This window comes from Flavobacterium sp. FlaQc-49, assembly GCF_044005985.1.
GTDB lineage: Bacteria > Bacteroidota > Bacteroidia > Flavobacteriales > Flavobacteriaceae > Flavobacterium > Flavobacterium cupriresistens.
This window is the reverse complement of sequence record NZ_JBIPCS010000007.1, coordinates 67,169-84,555: the sequence shown is the minus strand read 5'-3', so window position 1 is coordinate 84,555 and position 17,387 is coordinate 67,169. Positions and strand designations below refer to the sequence as shown.

The window sequence follows — 17,387 nt, the reverse complement described above, 5'->3', positions numbered from 1 at the left end:
TTTAAACCTTATAAGAAAAGATATATGAGTAAGAAAATTAGAAAGCCGATAAAAAATGAGAAAGATTTCTCCAGTAAGATAGTAAAGATTTTATCGCAAAGCCCGAATAAAGCATTTAATTACAAACAGATAGGAGCAAAGTTAGAACTTGATGATACCAAAAGCAGAAACCAGATTATTAAAGATTTAAAGATTCTGGCTGCTTCAAAAAAAATTATAGAATCTGAACCCGGTAAATATTTAGTAAAAGCAGAAAGTCAGGATTACTACGAAGGAACAATTGATATGACAAGCCGTAAAACAGCTTATTTCATTTGCCCTGATTTTACAGAAGATGTTTTTATCCCAACGAATAATTTGAATCGTGCCCTGGATAAAGACAAAGTTAAAGTATACGTTTACAACCGAAGAAAAGGTAAAAGACCTGAAGGTGAAGTAATTGAAGTTGTAGAAAGAAATAAAACTGATTTTGTCGGAGTTATTGACATTCAGGCCAATTTTGCCTTCGTTTCTACAGCAAATCCTAAAATGTATACCGATATTTTTATTCCAAAAGATAAAATAGGCGAAGCAGAAAATGGTGATGTTGTTTTGGTTACCATTGAAGATTGGCCAAAAAGAGCCGATAGTCCATTTGGATCTGTGATTCGTGTTTTAGGAAAACCAGGAGAACACAATACAGAGATTCATGCTATTTTAGCAGAATACGGTTTGCCGGCAGATTTTCCGGTAGAAGTAGAAGTTTATGCACAAAAGATAGACACTACCATTCAGGAAGCTGAAATTGCAAAACGTCGTGATATGCGTGATACGCTTACGTTTACGATAGATCCAAAAGATGCAAAAGATTTTGATGATGCCTTGTCTTTCAAAAAGTTAGAGAATGGAAATTATGAAATCGGAATCCATATTGCCGATGTTTCCTATTATTTGGAAGAAGGAACGATTTTAGATGATGAAGCCTATCAACGTGCTACTTCGGTTTATTTAGTTGACAGGGTAGTGCCAATGCTTCCGGAAGTTTTGTCTAATTTTGCCTGTTCACTACGTCCGAACGAAGAAAAATATACATTCTCTGCTGTTTTTGAAGTTTCAGAAAATGCACAAGTTATCAACCAATGGTTTGGAAGAACTGTAATTTATTCTGATCAGCGTTTTGCTTACGAAGAAGCACAGTATATCATTGAAACAAAAGATCATACGATCCCGGTTGATATTTCAATTACCGGAAGTTCGTATTTAGTTTCAGATGAAATTGTTCAGGCTACTTTAAAATTAGATGAATTAGCTAAGATTCTAAGAAGAAAAAGAATGGCCAATGGTGCCATTTCGTTTGATAAAGTAGAAGTAAAATTCAATTTAGACGAACAAGGAGAACCGGAAGGCGTTTATTTCAAAGTTTCAAAAGATGCCAATCATCTGATTGAAGAATTCATGCTTTTAGCCAACCGAAAAGTGGCCGAATACATTGGAAAACAAAAGAAAACATTTGTTTACAGAATTCACGATGAGCCAAATGAAGACAAACTAATTGCCATGCAATCGGTTATTGCAAAGTTTGGTTACAAGATTGATTTTAGAAACAAAGGAGATATTTCGAAATCACTGAATGCTTTGATGGAAGAAGTAAACGGTAAAAAAGAGCAGAATTTAATTGATACTCTTGCCATTAGAAGTATGAGTAAAGCCAAATATTCGACAGAGAATATTGGACATTATGGTCTGGCTTTTGATTATTACAGTCACTTTACTTCGCCAATTCGTCGTTATCCGGACGTTATGGTGCATCGTTTACTGCAGTATTATTTAGACAAAGGAGCATCTGTAGACGAAGAAGTGTATGAAACAAAATGTTTGCATTGCTCAAATATGGAAAGTTTAGCGACTAATGCGGAACGTGATAGTATCAAATACATGCAGGTAAAATACATGCAGGACCATCAGGACGAAGAGTTTTTGGGTGTTATTTCAGGTGTTACGGAATGGGGAATTTATGTTGAAATCGTTTCGAACAAATGTGAAGGAATGGTTAGAATTCGCGAAATAAAAGACGATTATTATACTTTTGATGAAAAGCAGTATGCCTTAGTTGGTGCGACTTCAAACAGTATTTTACAATTAGGAGATGAAATTTACGTTAAAGTAAAAAATGCAGATTTAGTTAAGAAACAATTGGATTTTCATTTTTTAAGAAGAGCTGAATAGTTGTTAAATTAAAAGAAAAGTAACATGAAAAAATTAATTATAGGTGCCGCGATATTAGTGGCACAATTGTCTTTTGGACAAGTAACCAAAGAGTTAGGAGATTTTGATTCTGTAAAAGTTTTTGATAAGCTAAGTGTAAAACTGGTGCCGTCTTCAGAAAATAAAATTGTCATAAAAGGGACTCGTGAAGCAGAAGTTGAAGTGGTTAACAAAAAAGGATTATTAAAATTAAGAATGCCTTTCCCTAAATTATTATCCGGTAATGATTTGGATATTACGCTGTATTATAAACATCTTGAGCTAATAGATGTTAATGAAGGCGCAACTGTAGACGGAAAAGAAGCTATAAAAGCTACTGTTTTTAAAGTTAGTGCACAAGAAGGCGGAAAAATCAATGTAGCATTAGATGTAGATAAGCTAAATGTAAGCTCTGTTTCCGGTGGTGAAATCACTTTATCAGGTAAAGCAGCGAATCAGGATGCAAGTTTGGGAGCAGGAGGATATCTTCTGGCAAGTAAATTAAGTACCTCTCAAACGAAAGTAAGCGTTTCTGCGGGAGGAAAAGCAGATGTGAATGCTTCTACCCTTGTAGATGCTAAAGTAAGCGCAGGAGGCTCTATTTACATTTATGGAAAACCAAAACAAATCAATCAGAAAACGGTTTTCGGAGGAAAAATTGAAGAAGTAAAGTAAATTAATTGTATTTGAATGATAAATGATATTTTAGCTGGACTGCCGTGGGGACTTTTTCTGAGTTTTATGGTAGGTCCAGTATTTTTTATACTGCTGGAAACCAGTATTACAAAGGGATTTAGAGCTGCAATAGTTTTTGATTTCGGAGTAGTATTAGGTGATATTTTTTTTATAGCTATTGCTTATTTAGGGAGTTATCGACTCATTCAGAGTTTAAAAGATAAACCGGCTCTTTTTATTTTCGGTGGAATTATAATGCTGGCGTACGGTATTATTTCCTTTGTAAAACTAAAGAAAGAAGAAAAGATTAATGACGAAGAAATTGATCGCGATATTATAAAAAGAAATTATGCCAGTTTGTTTGTAAAAGGTTTTTTATTGAACGTTATCAACATTGGTGTCCTTGGTTTTTGGTTGGCGGTTATTATTTCTGTCGGCCCAAAATTACAAATGCAGACCCCGAGAATGATGACTTTCTTTACCTCAGTTATCATTACTTACTTGGCAGTTGATTGTATTAAAATATTATTAGCTAAGCAATTAAAGTCTAAAATGACACCGACAAATATCTTAAAAATCAAAAAGGTCATTAGTATCGTTTTAATGGTTTTCGGATTAGTTTTAATCGTACAAGGCTGGTTTCCTAAAGAAAAAGAAATGGTAAAAAATGCCTTTGAAAAGATTGAAAATAAGTAGTTTAGCATTTAGATAAAAATAGAAAACCTCTCCATTTGAGAGGTTTTTTTATGTTTTAAGAATTACACCTAACAGGTTTTAAAAACCTGTTAGGTGTAATTAATAATATCTTTTAGATTCTAATCTAAATTTGTAGTTAATTTATATTTTCCTGGTTTCGTAATAATTTTCCAGAACGATAAATCCATTTTGAATTATATCTCTCATTGCATTATCTTTTTCATCAGCATCTTTATCATCGATATAATTAACAGCAAAAGACATATTTATAAAACGATCACTTAAAGGATAAGTAACATGTAAGCTTAGTTTTTTTTCTTTTTTAAGTTTAATTGTCCTGATAAAGACGTTTGTTTCGTCAGATTTAACAATCGATTTATTAATTTCTCCTGGTACTGATTGTTTATTTTCAAATAATGCCTTAATAAGCTCATTAGTATCTCCTGAATACTTTTTATCAATTAAAATCGAAACAAAGGGGACACCTTTAGAGATATAACTACCATCTTTTTGCAACACGTATGGAGTTATTTTATCTTTGTTTTGAAGGATATAGACTTTAGTTTTTCCTAATTTTAGAATAGTTGCAGGTTGGTTATTACTTAACAAAGTGTCCCGGGCTATGTTTTGAGCAGATGCAAAACTTGAAAATAGAATTATAAACAGTAGCTTTCTCATATTTATGTTTTTTAAATAAAAATAGGGAATAATACCTATTAAATGTAAGTTGCTTTAACATAATTTATTAAATAGAAAAAGGTAGTATAATTTTTACGCCTAACAGGTTTTAAAAACCTGTCATGTGCAACGTATTGATTGTTTTTTCTCCTTCATCAAAAGAAAAAACGAAACGTTTAAGCTTTACAACTTTACAACCTTTGCGATATTTAAGGAGATTGGAATTTGGAATTTTAAAAATTGGAATTTTTTAAGTTTTAGCATAAAAAAAACCTTCAAATTGCTTTGAAGGTTTTTGAGGCATCGTCCGGATTCGAACCGGAGTAGGAGCTTTTGCAGAGCCCAGCCTAGCCGCTCGGCCACGACGCCGTACTTGAACGGATGGCAAAAGTAACTAAAATCTTTAAATTTCAAAAGTTTAAAGAGAAGAATTTTAAAAAAATACGCCTTTTTTAAAAAGGATTACTTTCTCTTTTCTGTCATTTTTATGGTAACCGTCTCAACATCACCACCAATAGGAGGATTTATTTTAGATACCCAAACGGTAGTTTTTTCTATAGATTTTATCTCTTCCAGGACACGAAGTACGATTCTTTTAGCCACATGCTCTAATAAATGCGAACGAATAGCCATTTCTTCGGTTACAATTTTGTTCAAATGGACATAATCTACCGTGTCAGCTAAGTGATCCGTATCTGCTGATTGCTGTAAATTAGCTTTAATTTTTAGATCGACAGTGTAATCAGATCCAATTTTTCCTTCTTCAATTAAACACCCATGGTACGAAAAAGTACGGATGTTTTTTAATTTTATAACTCCCATTTTGTCTTTGTTTCAAGTTTTAAGTTTCAGGTTTACTGTGACTAAAATAACTTTAAACCTGAAACCTGAAACCTTTTTTTTATCTTTGCTAAAATTACTATAAAATAATGGCATCAGAAGAGAAATCACTCAATTTTATTGAACAAATCATAGAAGAAGATCTGAAATCAGGTCTGTCAAATAACAAACTTCATTTTCGTTTTCCACCCGAACCAAACGGTTATTTACATATCGGACATGCAAGTTCTATTGCATTGAATTTTGGTTTAGGACTTGATTATCAGTCGCCTGTAAACTTACGTTTTGACGATACTAATCCGGAAAAAGAAGAGCAGGAATTTGTTGATGCAATTAAAAAAGATGTTGAATGGCTAGGGTATACCTGGTCAGAAGAACGTTATGCCTCAGATTATTTTCAACAATTGTATGATTGGGCTGTTTTATTAATTAAAAATAATAAAGCCTATGTTGACAGTCAGTCTTCTGAAGATATGGCCATTCAAAAAGGAACACCTTCAACTGAAGGAGTAGACGGTCCGTATAGAAATCGTTCTGTTGAAGAAAATTTAGATTTATTCGAAAGAATGAAAAACGGTGAATTTGAAGCCGGAACTCATATTCTTCGTGCAAAAATAGACATGAAATCGACAAACATGTTGATGCGTGATCCTATTATGTACCGAATTTTGCACAAAGAACACCATAGAACAGGAGATACTTGGAAAATCTATCCAATGTACGATTGGGCACACGGACAAAGTGATTATTTAGAACAAATTTCACACTCGTTTTGTACGCTTGAATTCTTGCCTCACCGTGAATTATACGATTGGTTTTTAGATCAGATTTTAGATGAAAATAAGTTACGTCCAAAGCAAAGAGAATTTGCAAGACGTAATCTTTCGCATACTGTTGTAAGTAAAAGAAAGTTACAGCAATTAGTTAAAGAACAACATGTTAATGGTTGGGATGATCCTAGAATGTCGACTATTTCGGGCTTAAGAAGAAGAGGATATACTGCTGCTTCTTTACGTCATTTTGCTAATACAATTGGTATTGCAAAGCGAGATAATTTGATTAGTGTATCGGTTTTAGAATTTTGTATTCGTGAAGATTTGAACAAAATTGCACCTCGTGTAATGGCTGTTTTAGATCCTGTAAAATTGGTTATTACAAATTACCCGGAAGGAAAAGAAGAGTGGTTAGAAGCCGAAAATAATCAGGAAGATGAAAGTGCTGGTTTCAGAAAAGTACCTTTTTCACGTGAATTGTTTATAGAAAGAGAAGACTTTTTAGAAGAAGCTCCGGCTAAATATTTCCGTTTGACTTTAGGAAAAGAAGTACGCCTTAAAAATGCGTATATCATTAAAGGGGAGAGTGTTATAAAAGATACTGAAGGTAATATTACTGAAATTCATGTAACTTATGATACGGATTCCTTAAGCGGAAGTGGGACTGAAGCAAGCCAAAGAAAAGTATCAGGTACCTTACATTGGGTTTCTATTGCTCATGCCGTTAAAGCAGAAGTTCGTTTATACGATCGTTTGTTTACAGATGAAGCTCCGGATGGTTATAAAGATAAGAATTTCTTGGATTTTGTGAACCCAAATTCATTAGAAATTGTGACAGGTTTTGTAGAACCAAGTTTGGCTACAGCACAAAATGAAGACAAATTTCAGTTTCAACGTTTAGGCTATTTTACGGTTGATAAAGATTCAACTGCTTCAAAATTAGTCTTTAACAAAACCGTTGGATTGAAAGATGCCTGGGAAGAAAAAGGTAAAAAAGAAGAAAATAGTATTAATAATTCTTTGAAAGATATCAACAAATATTTCAAAGTGGAAACAAAAGCAGAACGTATTGCAATTGAAAGTGCAATAGGGGAGAGCATCAAAAATGTTAGTAGTTTCTCTTTATTGCAAAATTCTTTAAAGAAAAATAGCAATAATAATAAGAGTTCGTTGTTATTTGCTCAGTTTATTTTGAAATATTCAAGTTTGAAATCTTCTGATTTTGAAGAAGAAGAAATCAAAAAATTATATACAATGTCTTTAAGAAGTGAATCGACTTATGTAAGATCAAAAGCACTTTTGAATTTAAGAGATTTGGAAAATGAAGCTTTCAAAAATCAGTTTGAAGACGATATTTTGAAATTATATTCAAATCCGCCGAAAAATGCTTCTGAGAGAGAAATTGAAATTCTTGGAGAGATGGTAAAGAAATAATATCAAGATTATTTATTAAAAGCGCTTTTTTAAGCGCTTTTTTTTATTATATAGTTTTTCTATTGAAAATTGTAATTTAATAATTTTTATAGATTAAAAACTACCTTCATAAATTGATTTTAAGACGTCTTTTAGTTTCTGCCGACTCATTAATCATCTTTTGAAAAATAATTAAATAAAGAGCTTTATTTTAATTTTAGCGTCTATTTTACCTTGCTTTTAGGGTTATCAACATTAGATTGTTTATAAAGTTGAGAATTATAGTCCTTTTGTAGTTTTTTGCCACTCGAAGAATGGATTAAGTTTTAAAAAGAGACTTTCATACTTTAGTATAAATTTTATTGATAATTTGTTTTGTAATTGTATATTTTAATTATTATATATTTTATCTATTATAAAGTTAATATTTATAATTATTTTATATTAAAAGTGACTTTCATAAATGTTTTTTAAGGCATCTTTTTATTTCTTGCGAGTGCTAAATCGTATTTCTAAAAATCTTTGAAATAGAAGCCTTATTTTAAATTTACCTTTTTTTGCCTTCATTTTTGAGTTGTTAGGTACTGAATCTTCTATAAAATTTAGAACGCAATTTATTTTGTAGATTTTGATCCGAAAAAAAATAAAATCGAACTAAATGGGTTTTTAGACTAATCATCAATTATGTTGATAGTTATTTTATTATTTTTCTTATTTGTTTATTATTGATTATGATTATTGATATTTAAAATTTAATAGTTATTTGTAATTAAAAACGGCTTTCATAAATGTATTTTAAGACGTTTTTTTATTTCCCCTGACTCATAATTCCTCTTTTTTAAGATCATTAAAAAGAAAGCTTTATTTTAATTTTAGCCTTCTTTTTGCTCATTTTTTTGGTTTATTAACACCAAATTGTTTATAAAGTTGAGAATACAATTGGTTTCCTATTTTTTGAGAGATTTGCCATTTTTGAAGTGTATGAATTTCTCTAAAAAGAGAAACGCTAAGTTTTAATCAATTTTAATTATGATAAAATTAATTTGAAAAGTATTTTATAATTATTTATAAAAACTATTGAATTTTAAATTTTAATAGTTGTTTGTAATTAAAATTGACCTTCATAAAACTATCGTAAGCTGTTTTTTATTTTCTTTTATATCAATAGGTGTATTTTAAATTATTGTTGATTTGGGTGCTTTATTTAAGTTTTTATCTTCGTTTTTCTTAGTTTAACGGGTTATTAACATAGAATTGTTTATAAAGTTGGTATTTTTACGATCATACCAGAAGTCAGTAGTGATTTTTTTAAAATTGATGATTTCGTATTAAGATGTTAAAGAGAGTTTCGCTGGAATCAAAAAAGCAATTTTTGTTTTAGTGTGTACTCTAAATTGATTTCTTAAAATAATAATTTTATGATCTAATTCTTATTGTGTGCCAATTTTGATGCTGTTTTTTCTATAAAACATTTTTCAAATTGGTTTCATAATTTTCGAAATTTCATAACATTGATTATGCGATAGTTTTGAATTTTAAATTTCGTTCTGATTTTTAGTTTTAATTTTAAATCTAAATTTATGAAAACACTATATTTTACATTAGCCGTATTATTTGCCAATGTGGCAATTTCTCAAACACATCAAATTACAAAACACAATGGAGAACAGTTGGATGTTAATTTCATTAAAAGTGAAAATGATTTAATTTATTATTCTTTAAATGGAAGTGCTGAAGAAATGAAAATTAGCAAATATGCAGTTTCTCAAGTTACCAACAAACAGACCAATCAAACTCAAAAAGTTTCAGATAGGGTAGAAGTAGTTTCAAAATCTGATTACAATAAGGTTCAGGTTTTGTCTGAGGATAAAACGGTTGGTTTAAAAAAAGTGGCAAACTTTGAAGGAGTTTCTGTTAAGACAAAAGGAGAGGGACCATTGGGACAGCAAAAGCAAACTGCGATGTTGATTAAAACAAAGTCAGCTTTAAAGGGTTATCCGTTTGTAAGTATTGTCGAAAAAGATAATGGGAAATACGAAGCAGTTGCTTATGTGTATTAATTAGTTTGTTAATTTTTTGTAAACATCTTTTAATCAATATTTTATAATTATAAAAAAGAGTATCTTTATTAATCACTTAAATCTAATAATATGTCTAATAAATCAAATACAATCGCCGCAATTTTGGCCGGTGCCGCAGTAGGAGCCGCAGTAGGAATTTTATTTGCTCCGGATAAAGGATCTAAAACACGTGCAAAACTTAAAGAAGGTTTAGATGATGCAACACATAATTTGAAGGATTCAATAGGAGCAAGTTCTGAAGTTTTACGTGAAAAATTTGCACATGCAAAAAAGAATCTTGACGGAACATACGATGATTTACTTTCGAATATGAGTTACAAAACTGAAGAAGTAATTTCATTTTTAGAATCTAAGCTTGCGGATTTGAAAGCACAAAACGCCAAACTTCAAAAGTAAATTTCTAAGTCAGGCACAAAACGAATTTTTTAATAGATTGCATTTCCAGTTTATTTGGTTACTTTTAATATGGAAATGGCAATTTTTAAAGTGCGTTTTGTGCTTTATTATTTAACTAAAAATCAAATTATGGCTTTTGAAGAATTAAAAGAACATACCGAAAATATGCAAGATCAGGCTAAAGAGTATTTAGACAGTCACTTAGCATATTACAAACTTTGGGGTTTTAAAGTAGCCATGAAGTCTACCACACTAATTTTTAAGTTTACTTTAATTTTGCTGTGTTTTGCTATGGTTTTGTTATTTGGTTCTGTTGCAGCAGCTTTTGCTTTTAGCAACATGTTTGGGAGTTATACCTTAGGATTTTTAACAGTAGGAGGGATGTATTTGGTTGCAACTATTTTACTTTTCTTTATCAAAGACAAGTTTGTTGAAGGACCAATTTTGGAGAAATTTTCAGAAATCTTTTTTAATGATTAATTATGGAAACAAAAAAATACGCTTCATACGCTGAAATTGAAAGAGAGTTAGAAATACTGAAACTTCAAAAAGACATTAATTATCAGAAATTAGTTTTAAGTTTTCAGAAAACTAAGGAAACGATAACACCGCAGAATATTGTCAATGGCTTTTTGTCCTCGTACAAAGAGTACTTTTCAAATTCCTATGTGAGTATTTTACAGTCTATTTTGCCCTATATTATCGGGTGGTTTATCAATAAAAAAAGAGGCAATTAAGCCTCTTTTTTGTTTTTATGATTATTTTTCTTCCGGTGTTATATCATCTTCATAACCCGATTGTGGCTGAATTGGTTTCGGTTTTTCAATTTTCTTATTGTTTTTCTTCATCATTTCACCAACTTGGTTAGAAGCAGTAAACGAAGCAACCATATTATTTAGCATATCACTTCCGGCTTGCGGAGAGTTTGGAAGAAGTATTAAATTAGAATTGGCATCAGCTCCAATGGCTTGTAACGTATCATAATGTTGTGTCACTACAATTAGGGCAGAAGCTTCTTGAGAATTAATTCCAACATTGTTCAAAACTTCAACACTTTCTACTAAACCTCTCGCAATTTCACGACGTTGATCTGCAATACCTTGACCTTGCAAACGTTTACTTTCTGCTTCGGCTTTTGCTTTGGCAACAATTCTGATTCTTGAACTTTCTGCCTCAAACTCAGCAGCAGTTTTTTCTCTATCGGCTGCATTAATTCTGTTCATCGCATTTTTTACCTGGATATCCGGATCAATATCAGTCACTAAAGTATTGATAATATCGTACCCGTAAGTTGTCATCGCTTCATTCAATTCTCTTTTTACTGCAATCGCAATATCATCTTTTCTTTCAAAAACATCATCCAGTTTTAGTTTAGGAACTTCAGCACGAACTACATCAAATACATAAGCAGTAATCTGATCGTGTGGATATTCCAGTTTATAAAAAGCATCATATACTTTTTCCTGGATCACTTTAAACTGAACCGAAACTTTCATTTTGATAAAAACGTTGTCTTTAGTTTTGGTTTCAATGATAACATCTAACTGTTGAATTTTCAAATTAACACGTCCTGCTAATCGGTCAACTATCGGGATTTTCAATTGTAATCCTGAATTTCTAACGCTCAAGAATTTTCCAAATCTTTCTATAACTACTGAGGATTGTTGTTTCACAGTAAAAAAGGAAGACATTAAAATAAAGAACGCAAATACTAAAATGATAATAAATGGTGTGAACATAATGAGATTGATTTAGTTTTATGATCCGGTAAATTACGAAAATTCCTCGGATTTATTTTTTTTGCAACTATAAAAAAACGCTAAGAACATTTAAAGGATGTTTCTTAGCGTCTGAATTTTATTGAAAGTTGGTTTTATATTGAACTTATTGCTTTCTGAATTCTCGAAATAGTTTCTTCTTTTCCGATGATTTCTACAATGTCAAATAGGTGAGGACCTTTAAGCGCTCCAACCAAACTCAGTCGGAAAGGTTGCATTACTTTACCCATTCCAATTTCGTTTTTCGTCAACCAATCTTTTACAATTGTTTCGATATTCGCAGAAGTAAAATCACTAATATTTTCTAAAACGGAGATCAGTTCCTGCATTAAAGCCGGTGTTTCTTCCTTCCAGTTTTTACTTGCTTTCTCGTCATAAGAAGTTGGTGCTTGGAAAAAGAAATCAGTAAGATCCCAAAATTCAGAAACAAAATGAGCACGTTCTTTAATAAGAGACACAATACGTGTTGTCAGTTCGAGCGGAGTTGAGAACCCTTTTTCTTCCAAAATAGGAGTAAAGTCTTTAGCTAAATCTGCATCATTTTGTTTGATCAAATGCTGGTGATTGAACCATTTGTTTTTCTCAGGATCAAATTTTGCTCCTGATTTGTGCACTCTGTTTAAGTCAAAAGCATCTACTAGTTCCTCTAATGAATACAATTCTTTATCAGTTCCGTCATTCCAACCTAATAAAGCAAGGAAATTTATAACAGCTTCCGGGAAAAAACCTTTCTCTCTGTAACCGGAAGAGATACCTTCTTCGGTTTTCCATTCTAACGGAAACACAGGGAATCCTAATTTATCACCATCTCTTTTAGATAATTTTCCATTGCCAACTGGTTTTAATATCAAAGGTAAATGAGCAAATTCCGGAGCATCCCATCCAAAAGCTCTATATAATAAAACGTGAAGTGGCATAGACGGCAACCATTCCTCACCACGAATTACATGTGAAGTTTCCATCAAATGATCATCCACAATATTAGCTAAGTGGTAGGTTGGCATTCCGTCACTTTTAAACAAAACTTTATCGTCTAGAAGATTCGTTTCAAACTTTACATCTCCACGAATGATGTCTTTCAAATGTAAAGTTTCGTCAACAGGAGTTTTAAAACGGATCACATAATGTTCTCCATTTGCGATTCTTTTAGCAACTTCATCAGCAGAAATTACAAGAGATGTATCTAACTTTTCACGATTATGATGGTTGTAAATAAATGTTTTTCCATCTGCTTCATGTTCTTTTCTTAAAGCATTAAGTGCTTCCGGAGTATCAAAAGCATAATACGCCCAACCCGAATTGATCAGTTGATCGGCATATTCTTGATAGATTGCTTTACGATCACTTTGTCTGTACGGACCAAATTTTTCATTTTTACCAACGGTTTCTTCAGGAGCAATTCCCAACCATTCTAAAGCTTCCATAATATAAGCTTCAGCACCGGGAACAAAACGAGTCTGATCTGTATCTTCAATTCTTAGGTAAAAAACGCCGTTGTTTTTTTTGGCAAATAAATAATTAAATAGGGCAGTACGAACACCACCAATATGTAATGGCCCTGTTGGACTTGGTGCAAAACGCACACGAACTTGCTTTGACATTTGTTTGAAATTTTGATGCAAAGATACGATATTAGTTAAAATCCAAATTTTTTAAAATTCCAAATTCCAAAACGCTATAACTGTTGGAATTTGGAATTTATTTTTTGGAAATTGAATTGCTATAATTAGTACTTTTATAGGTTATAAGTAAAACAGATTCATTTTGAAAACAACGTCTGCCATATATCTAAAGCTAGAAGCCTTTATTAAAAAATATTATACCAATGAACTCATAAAAGGAATGCTTCTTTTTACCGGTTTTGGACTTTTGTATTTTTTGATTACTCTTTTTATTGAGTATTTCCTTTGGTTAAAACCATTGGGAAGAACTCTTTTGTTTTGGCTTTTTATTGGAGTAGAAGTGTTTCTTTTATTTCGTTTTATTTTGTTTCCAATTTTTAAGTTATTCAAACTTCAAAAAGGAATAGATTACAATCAGGCTTCTGCTATTATTGGAAATCATTTTACAGAAGTAAGTGATAAACTGACGAACTTTTTACAATTATCAGCCTCTGAGAATTCAGCAGAAAGTTCAGAATTAATGCTGGCTTCAATAGAGCAAAAAGCAAATTCATTGCAACCAATTCCATTTGGAAATGCAATCAATTTTAATTCGAATAGAAAGTATTTGCCATTGGCATTGATTCCAATTTTGCTTTTTGCAGTGTTTTATATTTCAGGGAACAGCACGATTATTTCTCAAAGTTTAAATAGGGTAGTCCATTTTAATGCTACTTTTTTGCCTCCCGCACCTTTCAAATTTGTGGTGTTAAATCAGAATTTGCAAACAGAACAAAACAAAGATTTTGTTGTGAAAATGGAATCTGTTGGAAAGATCGTTCCAGAGAATGTTATGATTCATATTGGTGATGAAAGTTATTTTATGGAATCATCAGAACCAGGAAAGTTTGAATTTAAAATCGAGAAACCGATAGAGAATGTTACTTTTTCGTTTGAAGGAAATTCGGTTTCATCTAATGAATATGAATTGAAAGTAATTACCGTTCCATCCATTGCCAATTTCGAAATGGTTTTAAACTTCCCATCGTACTTAAAGAAAAAGTCAGAAACCATTCAGGGAACAGGAAATGCTATTGTACCGGAAGGAACTTTAGTGACTTGGAAAATGAAAACTCAGGCTACGGAAGAGATTGTTTGGAAGAATGAAAAATCAGTTTTTAAGTTCAATAAAGCCGAAAATGAGTTTAAATTGAGTAAAAACATAGGTCAAAACACAGAATATCAAATTCTTACCTCCAATAATAAGGTTAAAAACTACGAAAAACTCGATTATCAGCTTTCTGTTATCAAAGATCAGCATCCAACGATCACTGTTGCACCGGCACCGGACAGTTTGAAGTTAGATAAAAATTATGTTTTAGGAAGATTGGGTGACGACTATGGTTTATCTAAATTACAGATTGTTTACTACGAACGCAACAAACCACAGACTGCCAAACGTGGAACTATTCCGGTAAAGCAAGCTGTTTTTGATCAATTCGTTTTTTCGTTTCCAAGCAATTTGGCAGTTGAAGAAGGAGTATCGTATGAGTACTATTTTGAGATTTTTGACAATGATGCGCCTCATAATTTTAAGAGTACAAAGTCTTCTGTGTTTTCAGATCGAGTGGCTACTACTGATGAAGTGCAAGACTTAGAATTACAACAGCAAAATCAAAACATTAATAGTTTAGAGAAATCTTTAAAGAATCAAACCAAACAGTTTTCTGAAATGGATAAGATTCAGAATACCGGAAAAGAGAAAGATAATTTAGAGTTCAAAGATCAGCAAAAGATAAATGAGTTTCTGAAACGTCAGAAGCAACAAGATGAATTGATGAAGCAGTTTGCAGAGAAGATGAACAAGAATCTGGATAAATTCAAAGAAGATAAAAAGGATAAAACCGCAGAAGATTTGCAAAAGCGTTTAGAGAATGCAGATAAGGATTTAGAAAAAAATCAAAAGTTATTGGACGAATTGAAGAACTTAAACGACAAATTAAACAACGAAGAGTTGTTTGATAAGATGGAAAAGTTCAAACAAATCAGTAAAAACCAATCGAGAAACTTAGAGCAATTGGTAGAACTTACAAAGCGTTTTTATGTTTCGAAGAAAGCCGAACAAGTGGCAGATAAATTAGACAAGCTTGCTGAGAAAGAAGAACAGCTTTCTAATAAAGAAAAAGAAAACACTTCTGATAAACAAGAAGAAATTAATAAAGCATTTGAGAAAATTCAGGAAGATTTAAAGGACTTAAAAGAAGAAAATAAATCATTAAAATCTCCATTAGAAATTCCTTCAGATGCTTCAAAAGAAAAAGACGTAAAAGAAGATTTGAATAAAGCTTCGGAAGAATTAAATAAAAAGAATACTTCTTCGGCCAAACCAAAACAAAAGAGTGCTGCTAAGAAAATGAAAAGCTTGGCACAAGATATGAAGTCCGGTATGGAAGGTGAGGAGAAAGAACAAATGGAAGAAGATGTGGCTATGCTGCGTCAGATTCTGGATAATCTTTTAGCCTATTCTTTATCTCAGGAAGATGTAATGAAACAATTTAGATCGATGAAATTGGGATCTTCTATATATACGAAGAATATAAAAGTGCAGCAAAATCTAAAACAACAATTCAAACACGTTGACGATAGTCTGTTTGCTTTGTCTTTAAGAAACCCTAAAGTAGCCGAAGATGTAACGAAGGAAATTGGGAATGTACAATACAATATTGATAAAGCTATAGAGTCGTTAACCGATGTTCAGGTTCCAAAAGGAGTTTCGCACCAACAATATGCTGTTTCATCTGCCAATAAATTAGCTGATTTTTTAAGTGATTTATTAAACAACATGCAGATGTCAATGTCTAAACCCGGAAGCGGAAAACCAAAACCTGGTGACGGACAAGGAATGCAATTGCCGGATATCATTCAAAAACAAAAAGGATTAGGTGATAAAATGAAAGAAGGAATGAAGCCGGGTAGTCAACCGGGACAAAAACCGGGAGAAGGTAAAGACGGAAAATCAGGTCAGGGACAAAGCGGTCAAGGTAAAGATGGACAAGGTAAAGATGGTAAAAGCGGGAATGGAGGAAGCAAAGGAAACCAAAATGGCAAAGGAGAAAAGGACGGGAAAGAAGGTGAGGATGGAGAAGGAGATGCTGAAGCAATAATGGAAATTTATAAAGAACAAGTTAAACTTCGTGAAGCATTACAAAAGGAGTTGGCAAAACAAGGATTAGATTCTCAAGGAAGATCTGTTATTGAGCAAATGAAACAATCCGAAAAGCAACTTTTGAATAAAGGTTTTAAGAATGAAAACTTGCAAAGAATATTAAATATCCAGCAAGAATTATTAAAATTAAACAATGCAGTGCAGCAGCAAGGTCAAGATACCAAGCGCCAATCTGAAACAAATAAAGCTGAATTTACAAATAGAACTAATGCGTTGCCAAGCTCGTTATTGGATTATTTAAACAGCGTGGAGATTTTAAATAGACAATCACTACCTTTGCGCTCGAATTTTAATCAAAAAGTTCAAGAATATTTTAATACAAAATGATCAATTTTAATTACGAAACAGAATTTAATTTAGAGAACGAAGAAGCCTTTACTGATTGGTTGAGTGCTGTAATTGTTTCTGAAAACAAAAACGAAGGAGAGATAAATTACATTTTTTGTGACGATGAATATCTTCATAAAATAAATGTAGAGTATCTGGATCACGACACACTAACCGATATTATCAGTTTTGATTATACAGTTGGTAACGAATTAAACGGAGATATTTTTGTTTCTGTTGAAAGAGTAGAAGACAATGCTAAAGATTTTAATGTTTCTTTTGATGAAGAATTGAAGCGTGTTTTAGCCCACGGTATTTTACATTACTGTGGATACAAAGATAAAAGTGATACTGATGCAGCGTTAATGCGTTCAAAAGAAGATGAAAAAATCGCCATGTTCCACGTGGAACTATAGCTTAAACATCTTTTTAAAAATTTGAAGTAAGCTGTTCCACGTGAAACATATTCTGTTTTTGTAGACGGAATCAGAAAACGTTCCACGTGAAACATAAAGAATTTTAAGATTGAGTCAATAAAACGTTCCACGTGGAACGCTCAGTTTTGAAATTTTGAAATCAAACTCGTTCCACGTGGAACGAGTTTGAACCTCGTTTTAGCGCAGCTAAAACCCCAAGTTTTGGAATTTGGAATTTTATTTTTTTTGGAATTTAAGAAAAGT

The 17,387-nt window shown here is 32.0% G+C and carries 14 protein-coding genes and 1 tRNA gene; 10 read left to right on the top strand and 5 right to left on the bottom strand.

Annotation, left to right across the window (positions count from 1 at the left end):
- Positions 1 to 24: 24 nt before the first annotated feature.
- From rnr to ACHRV3_RS15135, 3 genes are read left to right on the top strand one after another with little or no spacing between them, the layout of a single operon-like run.
- Entirely contained in the window at positions 25 to 2,205 is a 2,181-nt protein-coding gene (gene rnr / locus ACHRV3_RS15145) for a ribonuclease R (RefSeq protein WP_395435268.1), read from the top strand.
- Between the two features lie 24 nt (positions 2,206 to 2,229).
- Complete coding sequence (locus tag ACHRV3_RS15140) at positions 2,230 to 2,898, top strand: head GIN domain-containing protein (RefSeq protein WP_395435267.1); 669 nt, start codon at positions 2,230 to 2,232, stop codon at positions 2,896 to 2,898.
- Positions 2,899 to 2,913: 15 nt separating this feature from the next.
- Entirely contained in the window at positions 2,914 to 3,594 is a 681-nt protein-coding gene (locus ACHRV3_RS15135) for a LysE family translocator (protein ID WP_047774587.1), read from the top strand.
- A gap of 141 nt (positions 3,595 to 3,735) precedes the next feature.
- Here the strand turns inward: ACHRV3_RS15135 and ACHRV3_RS15130 are convergent, their stop codons facing one another.
- The 3 genes from ACHRV3_RS15130 to folB form a co-directional block, all read right to left on the bottom strand.
- Positions 3,736 to 4,272, bottom strand: coding sequence for a hypothetical protein (locus ACHRV3_RS15130; protein ID WP_395435266.1), 537 nt, complete (start codon positions 4,270 to 4,272; stop codon positions 3,736 to 3,738).
- A gap of 298 nt (positions 4,273 to 4,570) precedes the next feature.
- Positions 4,571 to 4,641 (bottom strand) — tRNA-Cys (locus ACHRV3_RS15125).
- A 93-nt stretch (positions 4,642 to 4,734) separates the two neighbouring features.
- Positions 4,735 to 5,094: a dihydroneopterin aldolase gene (folB, locus tag ACHRV3_RS15120; protein WP_395435265.1), complete on the bottom strand. Its 360-nt coding sequence runs from the start codon at positions 5,092 to 5,094 to the stop codon at positions 4,735 to 4,737.
- Positions 5,095 to 5,201: 107 nt separating this feature from the next.
- Between folB and ACHRV3_RS15115 the strand changes: the two genes are divergently transcribed.
- The 5 genes from ACHRV3_RS15115 (at position 5,202) to ACHRV3_RS15095 (ending at position 10,512) form a co-directional block, all read left to right on the top strand.
- Complete coding sequence (locus ACHRV3_RS15115) at positions 5,202 to 7,319, top strand: glutamine--tRNA ligase/YqeY domain fusion protein (protein ID WP_395435264.1); 2,118 nt, start codon at positions 5,202 to 5,204, stop codon at positions 7,317 to 7,319.
- 1,559 nt (positions 7,320 to 8,878) lie between these two features.
- A complete protein-coding gene (locus ACHRV3_RS15110; protein WP_395435263.1) occupies positions 8,879 to 9,358 on the top strand; it encodes a hypothetical protein in 480 nt (159 codons plus the stop codon).
- Between the two features lie 90 nt (positions 9,359 to 9,448).
- Positions 9,449 to 9,775, top strand: a complete 327-nt coding sequence (locus ACHRV3_RS15105) for a YtxH domain-containing protein (RefSeq protein ID WP_047774575.1) — start codon at positions 9,449 to 9,451, stop codon at positions 9,773 to 9,775.
- A gap of 129 nt (positions 9,776 to 9,904) precedes the next feature.
- Entirely contained in the window at positions 9,905 to 10,255 is a 351-nt protein-coding gene (locus ACHRV3_RS15100) for a hypothetical protein (protein ID WP_047774958.1), read from the top strand.
- Positions 10,256 to 10,257: 2 nt separating this feature from the next.
- Complete coding sequence (locus tag ACHRV3_RS15095; RefSeq protein WP_047774574.1) at positions 10,258 to 10,512, top strand: DUF6327 family protein; 255 nt, start codon at positions 10,258 to 10,260, stop codon at positions 10,510 to 10,512.
- Positions 10,513 to 10,533: 21 nt separating this feature from the next.
- On the opposite strand, the gene ACHRV3_RS15090 is transcribed toward ACHRV3_RS15095, so the two are convergent.
- The gene (locus ACHRV3_RS15090) at positions 10,534 to 11,514 is read right to left on the bottom strand and encodes an SPFH domain-containing protein (protein WP_047774572.1); all 981 of its coding nucleotides are present in this window, start codon (positions 11,512 to 11,514) and stop codon (positions 10,534 to 10,536) included.
- Between the two features lie 134 nt (positions 11,515 to 11,648).
- Positions 11,649 to 13,154 carry a glutamate--tRNA ligase gene (gltX, locus tag ACHRV3_RS15085; RefSeq protein WP_395435262.1) on the bottom strand — a complete coding sequence of 502 codons (1,506 nt, stop codon included), beginning with the start codon at positions 13,152 to 13,154 and terminating at the stop codon, positions 11,649 to 11,651.
- A gap of 163 nt (positions 13,155 to 13,317) precedes the next feature.
- Between gltX and ACHRV3_RS15080 the strand changes: the two genes are divergently transcribed.
- Positions 13,318 to 16,707 carry a hypothetical protein gene (locus ACHRV3_RS15080; RefSeq protein ID WP_395435261.1) on the top strand — a complete coding sequence of 1,130 codons (3,390 nt, stop codon included), beginning with the start codon at positions 13,318 to 13,320 and terminating at the stop codon, positions 16,705 to 16,707.
- Entirely contained in the window at positions 16,704 to 17,123 is a 420-nt protein-coding gene (gene ybeY, locus ACHRV3_RS15075; RefSeq protein WP_395435260.1) for an rRNA maturation RNase YbeY, read from the top strand. Before ACHRV3_RS15080 ends, ybeY begins: the two co-directional genes overlap by 4 nt.
- Positions 17,124 to 17,387 lie beyond the last annotated feature (264 nt).